A 15154-nucleotide genomic window follows, 5' to 3' on the forward strand; every position below is an offset into this window, starting at 1 on the left:
CAATGGCATCTCCCAGCGCGCCGCCACGCCGGCTGATCGTCGCGATCACCGGCGCCACCGGCGCGATCTATGGTGTGCGGCTGCTCGACCTGCTGCGCGCCGCCGGCGGCGTCGAAACGCATCTGCTGATCTCGAACGCCGGCTGGCTCAACATCCAACATGAACTGAAGCTGCCGAAGGCCGATGTCGAACGCCGTGCGGACGTCGTGCATTCGGTGCGCGACGTCGGCGCGACGATCGCGTCGGGCTCGTTCGCGACCGACGGCATGGTGATCGCGCCCTGCTCGATGAAGACGCTGGCGAGCGTCGCGCACGGGCTGTCCGACAACCTGATCACGCGCGCGGCCGACGTCACGCTGAAGGAACGCCGCCGTCTCGTGCTGATGGTGCGCGAAACGCCGTTCAACCTCGCGCATCTGCGCAACATGACCGCCGTCACCGAAATGGGCGGCATCGTCTTCCCGCCGCTGCCCGCGTTCTACGCGATGCCGAAGACGATCGAGGAACTCGTCGACCAGACCGTCACGCGCGTGCTCGACCTATTCGCGCTCAGCGCCCCGCTCACGACGCCGTGGGCCGGCATCCGGCACGCGCAGTAAGTCATCCTTCTGCGCGGATCTCCTTCTATTCGCACTGCAACTCCATCGATTTCTCACCTTCGGATGCGAATCCGCATTCGAGCGCCGGTCGTCGCCACGATTATCAACAAACAAGCGTCAATCAAATTCTCGGTCGCCGATTTATCAATGCACGGTACGCGCTTATAGTCACAGGCAACCCCTTTTGCAGGTCACCACCATGAACCGCTTGCCTTCGCTCTACCTGTCCCACGGCGCCCCGACACTGCCGATCGACCCGGCGCTGCCGTCCGGCGCGTTCACGCACCTCGGCGCCGAGTTGCCGCGCCCGCGCGCGGTGCTGATGCTGTCCGCGCACTGGGGCACGCAACAGCCGGTCGCGAGCGTCGCCGCGCATCCGGACACGATCCACGATTTCTACGGTTTCCCGCAGGCGCTGTACGACATCCGCTATCCGGCGCCGGGCGCACCGGACGTCGCCGAACGCGCGGCCGCGCTGCTGAACGCGGCCGGCATCGCGACCGCGACGACCGAACACGGGCTCGATCACGGCGCGTGGGTGCCGATGCTGCTGATGTTTCCGGAAGCCGACGTGCCGGTCGCGCAACTGTCGATCCAGCCGCGCGCGAACGCCGCGCATCACTTCGCGCTCGGCCGCGCGCTGCGGCCGCTGCGCGACGAAGGCGTGATGGTGATCGGCTCGGGCCAGATCACGCACAACCTGCGCGCCGCCGATTTCGGCGCGGCGCCCGAGGATGCGGACCCGCGCGTCGCCGAATTCACCGACTGGTTCGAGGCGAAACTCGCCGCGCGCGACGTCGATGCGCTGCTCGACTATCGCCGGCAGGCGCCGCACGCGGCGCTGATGCATCCGACCGACGAGCACCTGCTGCCGGTCTTCACGGCGCTCGGCGCGGCGGATGACGACTACCAGCTCGGCATCCAGTCGCTCGGCACGTACCAGCGCGTGCTTGCGATGACGAACTACGTGTTCGCGAACGCCGACGCCTGAACCCGGACGGCGGTGCAACCGCCGAGCCAGTCAGCAAAAAGCCCGCCCGAGCATCGCGCTCGGGCGGGCTTTTTTGCGCTGCATCCTGTCGCCGCCGAATCCGGCGACAGGTCACGCGTCAGACACCGACCCCTTCGAGGATCTCGTCGTGCGACTCGCGCTCGTCGAGATACTGGGTCCGGTAGCCGGTATTCACGCCCCAGAAGTAGAACACCAGCGAAATCGCCGCGACGATCAGCATGTCCCAGCCATACGGCAGGTAGCCATGACCGCCGAACTCCTTGCTGCCAATCAGCGACAGCACGGCCATCGTCGGCAAGTATGCGACCAGCCACCACGCGGCCTTCAGGTCGGCGCCCCAGCCGGTCCAGCCCGACTTCGCCTGGAAGTAGAAATACACCGGCAGCGCGACGATCATCAGCAGGATGATTTCGCCCGTCAGCGGCCACTTCGCCCAGTACAGGATCAGCGACGCGCATACGAACGCGAACGGCGCGATCAGCTTCATCAGCGGAATCGACAGCGGGCGCTCGATGTCGGTCGCCGAACGGCGCAGCGCCATCAGGCTGATCGGGCCGGTCAGGTACGAGATCACCGTCGCGACCGAGATCACCGCCGCGAGCGAGCTCCAGCCGCGGAAGAAGAACAGGAAGATGAACGACACGAGCAGGTTGAACCACATCGCCTGGCGCGGCACGCCGTAGATCGGGTGCACGTTGCCGAACATCTTCGGCATCGTGTTGTTGCGCTCCATCGCGTAGATCATGCGGGTGGTCGTCGCCATGTAGGTCGTGCCGGTGCCGCTCGGGCTGATGAACGCGTCGACGTACAGCAGGATCGCGAGCCAGTTCAGGTTCAGCGCGATCGCGAGCTCCGCGAACGGCGACGAGAAGTTGAAGTGCTCCCAGCCCTTCGCGACGTCGGCCGGGTTCACCGAACCGATATACGCCATTTGCAGCAGCACGTAGATCACGAGTGCGAGCAGGATCGACGTGATCACCGCGAACGGCACGCTGCGCGACGGATTGCGCGCTTCACCGGCCAGGTTCACCGGGCTCTGGAAGCCGTTGAACGCGAACACGATGCCGCTCGTCGCGACCGCGGTCAGCACGGCCGACCAGCCGTACGGCGCAAAGCTGGCATTGGATGCGGTGCCGAGGTTCTCCGAATGGAAGCTCGACAGCATCAGGCCGAGGATCGTGAGGCCGGGGATCAGGAACTTGAAGATCGTGATCGCGGTGTTCGCCCGCGCGAAGGCCTTGACGCCCCAGTAGTTCAGCATGAAGTAGACGACGACCAGCACGGCCGACAGCAGCAGCCCGAGCGTCTGTAATTCACCGTTCACGAACAGGGCGTGCGCCCACGGATACGGCCACGTGCTCATGTACTGGATCGATGCTTCGGCCTCGATCGGGATCACGGATACGATCGCGATCCAGTTGGCCCATGCGCTGATGAAGCCCACCAGCGAACCGTGCGAGTAGCGCGCGTAACGCACCATGCCACCCGATTCGGGGAACATCGCCCCCAGTTCCGCATACGTCAGCGCAATCGCGAGAATCACGACGGCGCCGATGATCCATGCGCAAATCGCCGCCGGACCGGCGATCTTCGCGGCCTTCCAGGCACCGAACAGCCAACCCGAGCCGATAATCGAACCCAGCCCCGTCAGCATCAATGCAAACGGGCCGATGTTCCGTTGAATAGAACTCTTCACATCCTCTCCTGTGTCTCAAAAAGCATGGTCGGCCTGCGATCCGGGATCGGCTCGGAGCGCGCCGCGCACGCATTCTTGGGGAGGAGGGTTACCCGATCGGGGCAACCCGTCCACGCGGCGCGTAGTTTAACGGTTGCACCTCGAACGTGGCGCCAAAATCGATCGACCCCTACAAAAAATTCGCATCGCTTGCAAGCTTTGTAAACCAGATATCCGCAATAACCCTGAGAGCATGGGAATACGGTTGACCGTCAGAAGGATTAGCCGTATAAAGGACTTCGCAGGATTTCAAGCGGCGAGTGAATTGGTTCTTTCGTAGTTCGCCCATCAACGGTACTCCGGTTGGTCCTATTACCCCTTCCTTGATTTTCCGCACCCCATGGGCCTCGGCCCCGTTTTATTTTTTTAGGAACAAGTAACATGGCAACCGGTACCGTCAAGTGGTTCAATGACGCAAAGGGCTTCGGCTTCATCACCCCGGAAGGCGGCGGCGACGATCTGTTCGCGCACTTCTCGGAAATCCGCGTCGAAGGCTTCAAGACGCTGCAAGAAAACCAGAAGGTTGAATTCGAAGTGAAGACGGGCCCGAAGGGTCTGCAAGCTGCGAACATCCGTCCGGTCTAAGCTTGGCGCGATTATTCGTGTAAAAAAGCCCCGCTTCGGCGGGGCTTTTTGTTTTTGCGCGCCGGTCGTCCTACATGGTGGCGCATGGCGGCCCGTAGCCGCCCGCCGTTCAGCCGAACAGTCGCTGCGCGTGAATGCCGAGCCCCGTCGCGACACTCGCGAGGCGATCGCCGAACACCGGCTGCGCATCCGGGAACGCACCGGCGAGCGCGCCGGACAGGAATGCAAGCCCCGTCGAACCGCCGGTGAAATACAGCGCACCGACGTCGCGCGGCGCCACGCCCGCGAGCCGCACCGTCTCGCGCGCGGCGTCGACGATGCGCGCGGTATCGTCGCGGCTCGCGTCGACGAGGCGATTCGCGTCGAATGCGATCAGCAGATCCTCTTCCACGTCGTTCAGGTCGATCATCGTCTCCCCGCCCGCCGCGACCCCGATCTTCGCTTCTTCCGCACGCGCCATCAGCGCGTGCCCGAGCCGCTGCTCGACCACGCTCGTGAGCCGGTCGTACTGCCGCACGTCCTGGTACAGGTGCTTCATCAGCTTCAGCTCGCCGACGCGCTTCGGCGTGTAGACGGTGTTGATCAGATGCCAGGTCGCGAGATCGAAGTAGATCTTGTTCGGCAGCTCGCGCCCTTCCGGGTCGAGCGAACGGTAGCCGAATGCGGGCAGGATCGCCGCCAGCTCGACACGCCGGTCGTAGTCGGTGCCCGCGACGTGCACGCCGTGGTGCGCCAGCACGTCGTCCTTGCGCTCGAGCCGCGCCATCCGCGCCGGGCCGACGCGCACCAGCGAGAAGTCGGACGTGCCGCCGCCGATGTCTGCGACCAGCACGAGACGCTCGGCCGGCTGGCGCGATTCGTAGTCGAATGCGGCGGCGATCGGTTCGTACTGGAAGTGAACGTCCGCGAAGCCGACCGATTGCGCGGCCGCCTCGAGCTGATCCTGGGCGAGACGGTCGGCGCGCGGATCGTCGTCGACGAAGAACACCGGCCGGCCAAGCACCGCGCGGCCGATCGGCGCGCCCGCGCGCGCTTCGGCCTTGCGCTTCAGGTGCGTCAGAAAGCGCGCGATGATTTCGGTGTACGCGATCGCGCTGCCGTCGCCGAGATCGGTTGTCGTTTCCGCGAGCGGCGAGCCGAGGATGCTCTTCATCGAGCGCATCAGCCGGCCGTCGAAGCCGTCGATATAGGAAGCCAGCGCCGCCCGGCCGTATTCGACCGTCTCTTCGTCGTTGTTGAAGAAGATCGCGGTGGGCAGCGTCAGGTGGTCGCCCTCGACGGGCGCGAGGCGCATGCCATCGCCGTCGGGCAGCGCCACGGCGGAATTGGACGTGCCGAAATCGATCGCGCAGTAAGTCATGGGAAATTGCCGCAGCAGGCCGGCGCGAAAACGGAAAGGACCGGCTTTTTAACATGAAGCCCGCGGGATCACAACCGGGGCCGGCCACCGGGGCCGCGCAACGGGCGCCGGTGGCGACGGCGCGCGGCGTGGCGCGCCGGAAACGGGCGCGGACAGGATGCGCGACGCAGCCTGCCCACCCGCGGGGTCAGGCCGCTGCGCCGAAGCTCTTCTTCCATGCACCCGCGTAGACGACTTCGCCGAGCGCGTGGCGCGTGCGCGGCGCCTTCTCGCGATCGCGCAGCACGGGATCGAGCTTGTCGACATTGCCGTAGTGGCCGAGCGAAATGATCGACACGATCGCGACATCCGCCGGAATCGCGAACGCGTCGCGGAATGCCTTCGCGTCGAACCCGCTCATCTGGTGCGCGGCGAGGCCGAGCGCGTGCGCCTGCAGCACCAGCGACATCGCGGCGGCGCCGGCGTCGTACAGCGCGGTCGGCGCCGGCTCGCCCTTCGGCGTCAGCGTGTGCGCGGTGACCGCGATCAGCACCGGCGCCGGTGCATTCCAGCCCTGGTTGAACGGCACCAGCGTCGCGAACGCGCGCTTGAACGCGTCTTCGTCCTGGGTGCGATCGAATACGATGAAACGCCACGGTTGCGCGTTGTACGCGGACGGGGCCCAGCGTGCCGCTTCGAGCACCGCGTGGAGATCGCCGGCGCTGACGGCTTCATCCGAATACGCGCGGGGGCTCCAGCGGCCCGCGATCAGATCGTGAATCGAAACAGTGGTGGGAGCAGGTTTGACGGACATGCGGTTCCTCGCTGACATCGATGAAGGGGCGCGAACGCCCGGCGAACCGCAAGCATACCCGCTTGAGCGACAGCGCGCCCGATCCTGCCGCGCTATGCAAATCGCCGCGCGTGCAATGGCCGGCCGCAGCGTGTGCGGCCGGCCGGTCCGCCGCGCTCAGGCCGCCTGCGCGGCCGCGCGCGACGGGCCGCGATTGATCCGCAGCACGATCAGCGCGCCGACGATACACAGCCCGCCCGAGATCATCGACGCGATCGTGTAGGTGCCGAGGCTCGCGCGCAGCAGCCCGGCGCCGAGCGCCGCGAACGCCGCGCCGAGCTGGTGGCCGGCGACGATCCAGCCGAACACGACCGGTGCGGCGGCCTTGCCGAACACGTCGGTAGCGAGCCGCACGGTGGGCGGCACGGTCGCGATCCAGTCGAGCCCGTAGAACATCGCGAACAGCGGCAGCCCGAAGAAATCGATCCCGAACGCATGCGGCAGGTAGATCAGCGACAGCCCGCGCAGCCCGTAATACCAGAACAGCAGCACGCGGTTGTCGTAACGGTCGGACAACCATCCCGACAGCGTCGTGCCGAACAGGTCGAACACGCCCATCGCCGCGAGCAGCGACGCGCCCTGCACTTCGGTCATCCCGTAGTCGCTGCACATCGCGATCAGGTGCGTGCCGACATAGCCGTTGGTGCTCGCGCCGCAGATGAAGAAGCTGAAGAACAGCAGCCAGAAGTCGCGCGAGCGGCTCGCCATCAGCAGCGTGCGGAACGCGACCGCGAGTGGATTCTCCTTCGTCGCATCGGGCGCCGCCGGCGTATCGGCCGGCTCGCCGTACGGGCGCAGCTTCACGTCGGCCGGCCGCTCGGGCAGCAGGAACGCGACCAGCGGAATCACGATCGCGGCCGCCACCGCGACGACCAGCACGACCGGCCGCCAGCCGTGGCGCTGCGCGATCGCCGCGAGCAGCGGCAGGAACACGAGCTGGCCGGTGGCCGTGCTCGCGGTCAGGATCCCCATCACGAGGCCGCGCCGCGCATGGAACCAGCGCGTGACGAAGGTGGCGGACAGCGTCAGCGCGACGACGCCCGTCGAGCAGCCGACCATCAGCCCCCAGATCAGTACCATCTGCCAGCTCTGCGTCATCATCGACGACAGCGCGACGCCCGCGCTCATCGTCACGAGCGCGGTGAGGATCGTCGGACGCAGCCCGAAGCGCTGCATCGCGGCGGCCGCGAACGGGCCCGTCAGGCCGTACAACGCGATGTTCACCGAAATCGCCAGCGAAATCGCCGCGCGGCTCCAGCCGAGTTCGCGTTCGAGCGGCACCATCAGCACGCTCGGCGTCGCGCGCGTGCCGGCCGCCGCCAGCAGGATCAGGAATACCACCGCCGCCGCGAGCCATCCGTAATGGAAGCGCCCGCCGATTCGTGTCACTGCCCAGTTCATCTTCACGTTCTCCAGTTGGCGGTTCCGGCGCCATCGCACCACGCCGCCCCGACCAGGCCACCTCCGCCGCGCATTTCAACATCGGCTGACCCGGGCCGACGCTTGGCATTCGTCTGTCGATCCGGCCGCGATTGTTACCGACCGGTCACAACTGTGTTGCGATCGTAGTTACCAGTCGGTAACATGTCAAGCAATCCATTACGTAGTCGAGGGCCATCATGTCGGGCATCGAGGTCGCCAAACCGCTGGCGCGGCGCACGCGCCGGCCGATCGACGGCGCCACCGCGCAGGAGCATCTGCTGCGTGCCGCCGAGGAGCTGTTTTACAAGGAAGGGGTGCGCACGGTCGGCGTCGAGGCGGTGGTGGAACGCGCGGGCGTCAACAAGATGAGCCTGTACCGCCAGTTCTCGTCGAAGGACGAGCTGATCCTCGCGTATCTGGAACGGATGGACGCGTGCTTCTTCGAGCGGCTCGACACGAGCGCCGCGAAGCATCCGGGCCAGCCGAAGGCGCAGTTGATCCAGTACTTCGCCGATCTCGCCGAGCGCGCGACGCAAAAGGACTATCGCGGCTGCCCGTTCGTCAACGTCGCCGCCGAATTCCCGGATGCGTCGCACCCGGCGCGCGAACGCGTCGCGCAGAACAAGGAGCAGCTGATGAAACGGCTCGTCGCGCTGTGCGAAGGCGCCGGCGCGCGGCAGCCGAAGGCGCTCGCCGATGCGCTCGCGCTGGTGGTCGAAGGCATCTATGCGGCCAGCCAGACCTACCGGCATGGCGAAACGCCGATCGGCACCGCGCCCGCACTCGTCACGCAATTGATCGAGGCGGCCTGCGCGTGACGGGCCGCGCGCGTTCGTCCCCGGCGCGCCCGCTACAATGCGGCCCTCTTCGCCCTTCCGCCCGACTGGTATCACGATGACCGACACCCGCCCCGATTCGCACGACGACATCCTCGCCGCCACGCGGCACTGGCTCGCGCGCGCGGTGATCGGGCTCAATCTGTGCCCGTTCGCGAAAAGCGTCTACGTGAAGGAACAGGTGCGCTACGCGATCAGCGAAGCGACGACGCTGGAGGACGCGCTCGCCGAACTCGAAACCGAGCTGCGCGCGCTGGAAGCGGCGGACCCGCAGCAGGTCGATACGACGCTTGTGATCTACCCGCACGCGTTCGCCGATTTCGTCGACTACAACGATGCGCTGTTCTTCGCCGAGCGGCTCGTGCGGCAATTGCGGCTCGACGGCGTGCTGCAGATCGCGAGCTTCCATCCGCAATACCGGTTCGACGGCACCGAACCCGACGACATCGAGAACTACACGAACCGCGCGCCGTATCCGATCCTGCACTTGCTGCGCGAGGACAGCATCGCACGCGCGGTCGACGCGTTCCCGGACGCGTCCGCGATCTACGAAAAGAATCAGGAAACGCTGCGCCGCCTCGGCCACGAAGGCTGGCGCGAATGGATGCGCCGGCCGGGCGACGACGTGTGATGCGGCGTGCCACGCGCGGCGCGGGCGCCATGCCCGCGCGACCGCGTCAGCCTTCGGCCGGCTCGACGGCGGCGTCGCCCGCCGCGGCGGCTTGCGCGACGAAGAAGCGCTCGTTCAGCTCGGCCAGCCCGAACATCGCGAGGATCTCGTTCAACCGCTCGCCCGGCTTGCGGCGCGGCAGGTTCTTGTACTGCGCGATGATCAGCTCGTTCTTCATCGAATGCTCCCAGCCGACGAGCTCGGTCACGCTGACCTGGTAGCCATGCGCCTCGAGCTGCAGGCCGCGCAGCACGTTGGTGATCTGGCTGCCGAATTCGCGCGTATGCAGCGGATGCCGCCACACCTCGGTCAGCGCATTCGCGAGCGACTTGCCCTTGTTCCTGCGCAGCACGCCCGCGACTTCCGCCTGGCAGCACGGCACCAGCACGATGTGCTGCGCGCGCTTCGCGAGCGCGAAGCGGATCGCGTCGTCGGTCGCCGTGTCGCACGCATGCAGCGCGGTGACGACGTCGACCGTGTCGGGCAGTTGCGGCGACGTGATCGAATCGGCGACCGACAGGTTCAGGAACGACATGCCGCCGAACCCGAGCCGCGCGGCAAGCTCGGTCGAGCGCGCGACGAGTTCTTCGCGCGTCTCGATGCCGTACACGTGCGACGCGAACGCCGGTGTGCCGTGCCCCGGCTGCTGCTTGAAGAACAGGTCGTACAGGATGAAACCGAGATACGACTTGCCGGCACCGTGATCGACGAGCGTCACGTGGCCCTTGTCGGCCTGCACGCCGGCGAGCAGCGGCTCGATGAACTGGAACAGGTGATAGACCTGCTTCAGCTTGCGGCGGCTGTCCTGGTTCAGCTTCCCGTCGCGGGTGAGGATGTGCAGTTCCTTCAGCAGCTCGACGGACTGCTCCGGGCGGATTTCGTGGGTCTTGTTCGACATCGTGAAGCGCCGCCGGGCCACGGTCGGTCGACCACGGCCCGGCGGCGGAAATTCGTGAGGAATGGCGGTAGTTTACCGAAAATACGCGGTCAGGCCCGGGCGCCCAGCCGCCACAGCGACGTGACCTCGGCGCGACGCGCCGCATGCAGCGGATCGTCGGCGTCTGTCGACTTCGGATGCGCGGGGCGGATGTCGTCGCGGCCGAGCACGACGAGACCGGCTTCGTCGATCCATTGCAGCAAGGTGTCGCGCGGCCGCAGCCCGAGATGCTCGGCGAAATCGGACAGGATCAACCAGCCCTCGCCGCCCGGCTCCAGATGCGCGGCCAGCCCCGCGAGGAAACCGCGCAGCATGCGGCTGTCCGGGTCGTAGACCGCGTATTCGATCGGCGCGCTCGGCCGGGCCGGCACCCATGGCGGGTTGCAGACCACGAGCGGCGCACGGCCGGTAGGAAACAGGTCGGCCTCGACGATCTCGACCTGGCCCGCATGGCCGAGCCGCGCGACGTTCTCGCGCGCGCAGGCGAGCGCGCGCGGATCCTGGTCGGTCGCGACGACGCGCTCGACGCCGCGCGACACGAGCACCGCCGCCAGCACGCCGGTGCCCGTGCCGATATCGAACGCGAGCGACGTCGCCGGCAGCGGCGCGCGCGCGACGAGCTCGACGTATTCGCCGCGCACCGGCGAGAACACGCCGTAGTGCGGATGGATCGGCGCGCCGCCGAGCGCCGGGATCGGCACGCCCTTCTTGCGCCACTCGTGCGCGCCGACGAGGCCGAGCAGTTCGCGCAGCGACACGACCGACGGCACACCGCCGGGGCCGTACGCCTCCTCGCAGGCCGCCCGCACGTCGGGCGCGCGGCGCAGCGGGATCGTGTAATCGGCGTCCAGCGGGATCAGCAGCATGCCGAGCGTGCGGGCGCGCTGCGATTGCGCGAGACGATGCAGGTTGAACGCATCGACGCCGGCCGCGGCTTTCGCCTTCTTCGGTTTGCGTTCGACACGGCGCGCCATCGCCTGCAGGAGCTGGCGCGCATTCTGGAAGTCGCCCTGCCAGACGAGCGCGGCGCCCTCGCAAGCGAGACGGTAGGCCGCATCGGCCGTGAGGCGGTCGTCGGCGGGCACCGCGCGCTTCGGCGGTTGCACGCCGGCTTCGGAACGCCAGCGCACGGCATGATCGACGCCGTCGGCGTCGGTCCAGTGGAAAAGGGGGAAATCGGTCACGCGAACTCGGTACGGTTGGCTTCAACGGCGGCGAGAATTCACCGCGCGGACCACACCATACCGCGCTTTGCCCGACCCGGCAAAACGGGCGCCGCGACGGCCGCCCGAAGGCATCCGCGCGGCGCCACCGTCAATCAGCCGAGATCGTAGGTTTCCGCAGTGGGCGCATCGCGCTTGACGGCCGCGATGCCGTTGTCGCGTGCCTGCGCGCTGCTGTACGTTTCGCTCGTGCCGATGACCTGGTGGTTCGCTGCCTTCAGGTTGAACATGGGCTCACCGTTGTGGGCGAGCTTGCGCTCGTAGCGCTCGTCGAGCGGCGCGTTTTCCCGCACGGACGCGATCCCGTTTCTCGCGCCGCTTTTCTCCTCGTACCGCTCGCTCGCGAGGATGATCTCGCCGTTCGCCGACTTCAGGTGGAAGTAGTACTGACCGTTCGTGGCCTTCTTGAGCTCGAATTTTGCCGCCATGGAATTCCCCTAAAAGAATGTCCGACCCTCGGACATCGACAAGTGTAAGGGGGCCCATCGACTAAAGTCGACATCTCGCGAAGATAAGCGTCAAAGACTGTCAAATGGTGAATTTTCCGACACATTTGGCCGCCGTTGAAGTCAGCCGAACGATCTATCCGCCCCACCCCGGCAGGGTCGGCAGGCGCAGCGTGCCCGCGTCGCTGAAGTGTACGGTGCCCAGCCCGCTGCCCGCGAGGCGGCCGCGCAGCGCATACGGCAGTTCGCCGTTCGCGGCCGCGCCGGGCAGGTTCCACGCCTGCCGCGCAGCCGCGAACGCCGACACCGAAACCGGCACGTCGAGCACGGCCTCGCCGAACCGCGGCACGGTGCCCGCCCGGTCGCTGACGCCGCTCGCGAACGGCGTGCCGTTCAGGTCGAGCGAGACCGAGATGCCGTCGTAGTCGATCGGCGCATCGGTCGGATTCTGCACGCGCAACTTCAGGCTGAAGCGCATCTCGAGACCCTGCCCGACGAGCGGGTCGAGCCCGGCGACCGACACGCGCACCGGCTCGCGCATGAGCCCCGCGCAACCGCCCAGCAGGAACCCGACGACGAACAGCAGCACGGCGCGCAGCGGCGCGAGACGGGACTGGGTGCGTGGCATGGGAAGGTCTCCTCGCGGCAAGCGGTGAACGGGGCGCGTCGCTGCATTGTACCGACCGAGCCTGTACCGGCCGTGCCGCCCGTCACCGGATTTCGTAGTTTCCGCGGCAACGCAAGATCGTTAATAGATTAAAACTACGAAATTTCCGGCTAAACGGAAAGCGCATTAATGACTTCCAGCATTCAATGAAGCGCCCGGAATTCAATAGATGCTCTTTCTAAATTTTTCGTTTCCTTTACCCAAAACCATCAAGTATATTTACGCATCCTTGGAGCAAGCCGACAAACCTTGAAGCCGCATGACGGCGAATTTACGGGACGGCGACACGCTGTCCATCCGTCCTGCGGCCTGGCCCGGCCAGCCCCGTAGGTCGTCGGTTCAAAGGGATTGCGCGCCCGCGCCGGGCGCGCGGCCCCGTGTCGTGCGCGCGAAATCAATTCAGTACAACACGCGCCCGGCCATTTTGAACCGGCCAGTTAAACGACATCCGGAAATTCAGAGGGGGCAGTAAACCATGATTACCTTCACGTAGTCGGCCGCCGTCTTTTTCGAATAATCCGTCATTGGCATTTTTTCGCTGTTGATTAAACGGCGAGGGGATCGCTTTTGCCGGTGTTTTCGCAGCACTGAACGATTCATTCAACAATCGAGGTTTCAGTCATGTCGATTCATATTCGCAAGATGCGTTATCTGCCGCTCGTCGCCGCACTCGCGCTCGGCGGGTGCGGCGGCGACGACGGCGGTGCGGGCTCCGCTTCCGCGCTCAGCTCCGCCGGCGCGCCGCATACGGGCTCGTCGCCCGCCGTCACCGCGCCGCCGAGCGCCTCGAACATCGACAAGAGCGTCCCGCCTGTCGAATTGCCGGACACCGTGGTGCCTGTGAACTACCGGCTGTGGTTCCGCCCGAACGACGCGTTGAACGCGTTCGACGGCCGCGCCGACGTCGAGATCAAGGTGCTGAAGCCGGTCAACAACATCGTGATCGCCGGCCACCGGATCAAGTTCACCAACGGCCGCATCACGCTGCAGCCGGGCAACATCCAGCTGATCGCGACGCCGCAGGACAAGGGCGACTTCTATCAGCTGCGCCCCACTGCCGGCACGATCGCACCGGGCAACTATTCGCTGCACATGGAGTGGTCGGGCATCATCAACTTCAAGTCGTATGACGATCCGGTCAACCAGACGGGCGGCAGCTGCGGCGACGATCCGTACCCGGGCTGCTCGGCCGCAGAAGGCGTGTTCCGCGTCGACCTGAAGGGCACGGATGGCAAGACGAGCGGCGCGATCCTGACGCAGGGCGAAACCAACCTGTCGCGCCAGTGGTTCCCGGGCTGGGACGAGCCGGCGTTCCGCCCGACCTATGAAGTGACGGCCGAAGTGCCGCAGAACTGGCGCGTCGTGTCGAACGCGGCCGAGAAGCCGTCGACCAACGTCGGCGGCGGCTACAAGCTCGTGCAGTTCGAGAAGACCCCGCCGATGCCGTCGTACCTGCTGTTCTTCGGCGGCGGCCTGTTCGACACCTACGAGGACGACTTCACGAGCCCGCTGCCGGGCGGCAAGGGCGGCCTGCACCTGCGCGTGTTCACGCCGCCGGGCATGAGCGACTGGGCGAAGCCGGCGATGGACCGCACCAAGCAGGCGCTCGACTACTACTACCGCTACACGGGCATCCCGCTGCCGCTGACGAAGTTCGACACGGTGGCCGCGAACGACGCGTTCAAGGAGCAGAAGGACCTGAATTTCGGCGGAATGGAGAACTGGGGCTCGATCCTCGAATTCGCCGACGACATCCTGCCGCAGCCGGGCCAGCCGATGTCGCGCTACGGCAACGAAGTGCTGACGCACGAAGTGGCGCACCAGTGGTTCGGCGATCTCGTGACGACCGACTGGTGGGACAACGTGTGGCTCAACGAATCGTTCGCGACGTTCTTCGAGACGAAGACGACGATCCAGTTCTTCCCCGACGAGTTCAGCTGGCTCGACCAGGTGAAGAACAAGTATCGCGTGATCAATCGTGACATCGGCCCGAACGCGTTCCCGGTCGCGCCGAACTTCAACGACTGGGCGTCGAACGACTTCGTGCTGAGCGCGAGCGCGTTCACGTACGACAAGGGCGGCCACGTGCTGAAGACGCTCGAGAACTATCTCGGTGAGCAGACGCTGCGCAAGGGTCTCCAGCAGTACCTGGTCGACTACTCGTTCGGCAACGGGACGCCGAAGCGTCTGTGGGACGCGCTGTCGAAGGAAAGCGGCCAGTCGGTCGGCCCGATCGGCGACAGCTACGTGCGTCAGACCGGCGTGCCGCTGATCTCGCTCGACACGCAGTGCGACATGACGAAGAACCAGACGATCGTCACGCTGAAACAGCAGCCGTTCCCGAACAAGAACGCGTATCCGGGCCTGCAATGGACGGTGCCGATCACGCTCGCGTACGGCCAGGGTCTCGCGAAACGCACGACGCTCGCGCTGAAGGACACGCAGGCGCAGACGCGGATCGACGGCTGCACGGGCGTGGTCGCCGACCCGAGCGGTCTCGACTACTACGTCGTGAACTACAGCGACGCGGCGTGGAGCGGGCTGCTCACGCAGGTGAACGGCTCGACCGATCCGGTGCTGCTGGCAAACCTGAAGAGCGAAGCGGCGCTGCTCGTCGCGAACAACCTCGCGCCGGCTTCGCGCTCGACGTCGATCGGCTCGGTCGCTTCGCCGGCCGCGATGAAGCTGCGCCAGACGCCGACCTTCGGCGGCATCGAGCCGGTGACGAAGGAACGCCCGGCACGGCAATACCAGGGCCTCTTCAAGCCGCGCAAGGTAGTAACGCAGTAACGGTGCAGATCCGGCCGGCGCCGCGCGACCCGCGGCGCCG

Annotated in this window: 15 protein-coding genes; 6 read left to right on the forward strand and 9 right to left on the reverse strand. The window is 66.3% G+C overall.

What is annotated here, in order from left to right; all coding sequences use genetic code 11:
- Positions 1 to 2: 2 nt before the first annotated feature.
- Both HWX76_RS05845 and HWX76_RS05850 read left to right on the forward strand, forming a co-directional pair.
- The gene (locus HWX76_RS05845; RefSeq protein ID WP_050013078.1) at positions 3 to 599 is read left to right on the forward strand and encodes a UbiX family flavin prenyltransferase; all 597 of its coding nucleotides are present in this window, start codon (positions 3 to 5) and stop codon (positions 597 to 599) included.
- A gap of 199 nt (positions 600 to 798) precedes the next feature.
- A complete protein-coding gene (locus HWX76_RS05850) occupies positions 799 to 1590 on the forward strand; it encodes a class III extradiol ring-cleavage dioxygenase (RefSeq protein WP_050013079.1) in 792 nt (263 codons plus the stop codon).
- 118 nt (positions 1591 to 1708) lie between these two features.
- Here the strand turns inward: HWX76_RS05850 and HWX76_RS05855 are convergent, their stop codons facing one another.
- Positions 1709 to 3307: an APC family permease gene (locus HWX76_RS05855; protein ID WP_050013080.1), complete on the reverse strand. Its 1599-nt coding sequence runs from the start codon at positions 3305 to 3307 to the stop codon at positions 1709 to 1711.
- A gap of 420 nt (positions 3308 to 3727) precedes the next feature.
- On the opposite strand from HWX76_RS05855, the gene HWX76_RS05860 reads away from it, so the two are divergent.
- Entirely contained in the window at positions 3728 to 3931 is a 204-nt protein-coding gene (locus HWX76_RS05860) for a cold-shock protein (RefSeq protein ID WP_006477070.1), read from the forward strand.
- 109 nt (positions 3932 to 4040) lie between these two features.
- Here HWX76_RS05860 and HWX76_RS05865 read toward each other — a convergent pair whose 3' ends face one another.
- From HWX76_RS05865 to HWX76_RS05875, 3 genes are all read right to left on the reverse strand, one after another.
- The gene (locus HWX76_RS05865; protein ID WP_050013081.1) at positions 4041 to 5291 is read right to left on the reverse strand and encodes an Hsp70 family protein; all 1251 of its coding nucleotides are present in this window, start codon (positions 5289 to 5291) and stop codon (positions 4041 to 4043) included.
- A gap of 187 nt (positions 5292 to 5478) precedes the next feature.
- Complete coding sequence (locus tag HWX76_RS05870; RefSeq protein ID WP_050013082.1) at positions 5479 to 6084, reverse strand: nitroreductase family protein; 606 nt, start codon at positions 6082 to 6084, stop codon at positions 5479 to 5481.
- Positions 6085 to 6240: 156 nt separating this feature from the next.
- A complete protein-coding gene (locus HWX76_RS05875) occupies positions 6241 to 7524 on the reverse strand; it encodes an MFS transporter (RefSeq protein ID WP_176015591.1) in 1284 nt (427 codons plus the stop codon).
- 218 nt (positions 7525 to 7742) lie between these two features.
- Between HWX76_RS05875 and HWX76_RS05880 the strand changes: the two genes are divergently transcribed.
- Together HWX76_RS05880 and HWX76_RS05885 are read left to right on the forward strand one after the other, a co-directional pair.
- Positions 7743 to 8363, forward strand: coding sequence for a TetR/AcrR family transcriptional regulator (locus tag HWX76_RS05880; RefSeq protein ID WP_050013084.1), 621 nt, complete (start codon positions 7743 to 7745; stop codon positions 8361 to 8363).
- Positions 8364 to 8439: 76 nt separating this feature from the next.
- Positions 8440 to 9012, forward strand: a complete 573-nt coding sequence (locus HWX76_RS05885; protein ID WP_050013085.1) for a DUF1415 domain-containing protein — start codon at positions 8440 to 8442, stop codon at positions 9010 to 9012.
- A 46-nt stretch (positions 9013 to 9058) separates the two neighbouring features.
- Here HWX76_RS05885 and HWX76_RS05890 read toward each other — a convergent pair whose 3' ends face one another.
- The 5 genes from HWX76_RS05890 to HWX76_RS05910 all read right to left on the reverse strand — a co-directional run bounded on the left by HWX76_RS05890 (position 9059) and on the right by HWX76_RS05910 (position 12931).
- A complete protein-coding gene (locus tag HWX76_RS05890; protein WP_176015592.1) occupies positions 9059 to 9949 on the reverse strand; it encodes an SAM-dependent methyltransferase in 891 nt (296 codons plus the stop codon).
- A gap of 89 nt (positions 9950 to 10038) precedes the next feature.
- Positions 10039 to 11172 (reverse strand): class I SAM-dependent methyltransferase, encoded by a 1134-nt coding sequence (locus HWX76_RS05895; RefSeq protein WP_176015593.1) that lies wholly within the window; start codon positions 11170 to 11172, stop codon positions 10039 to 10041.
- A 134-nt stretch (positions 11173 to 11306) separates the two neighbouring features.
- Positions 11307 to 11639 (reverse strand): YegP family protein, encoded by a 333-nt coding sequence (locus HWX76_RS05900; RefSeq protein ID WP_124557592.1) that lies wholly within the window; start codon positions 11637 to 11639, stop codon positions 11307 to 11309.
- A 154-nt stretch (positions 11640 to 11793) separates the two neighbouring features.
- Positions 11794 to 12285: an LEA type 2 family protein gene (locus HWX76_RS05905; RefSeq protein WP_176015594.1), complete on the reverse strand. Its 492-nt coding sequence runs from the start codon at positions 12283 to 12285 to the stop codon at positions 11794 to 11796.
- Between the two features lie 433 nt (positions 12286 to 12718).
- Positions 12719 to 12931 (reverse strand): hypothetical protein, encoded by a 213-nt coding sequence (locus tag HWX76_RS05910; RefSeq protein ID WP_176015595.1) that lies wholly within the window; start codon positions 12929 to 12931, stop codon positions 12719 to 12721.
- Positions 12932 to 12945: 14 nt separating this feature from the next.
- Between HWX76_RS05910 and HWX76_RS05915 the strand changes: the two genes are divergently transcribed.
- Positions 12946 to 15114, forward strand: coding sequence for a M1 family metallopeptidase (locus HWX76_RS05915; RefSeq protein ID WP_176015596.1), 2169 nt, complete (start codon positions 12946 to 12948; stop codon positions 15112 to 15114).
- Positions 15115 to 15154: the final 40 nt, after the last annotated feature.

The organism is Burkholderia sp. BCC0398 (genome assembly GCF_902833245.1).
Taxonomy (GTDB): Bacteria; Pseudomonadota; Gammaproteobacteria; order Burkholderiales; family Burkholderiaceae; genus Burkholderia; species Burkholderia sola.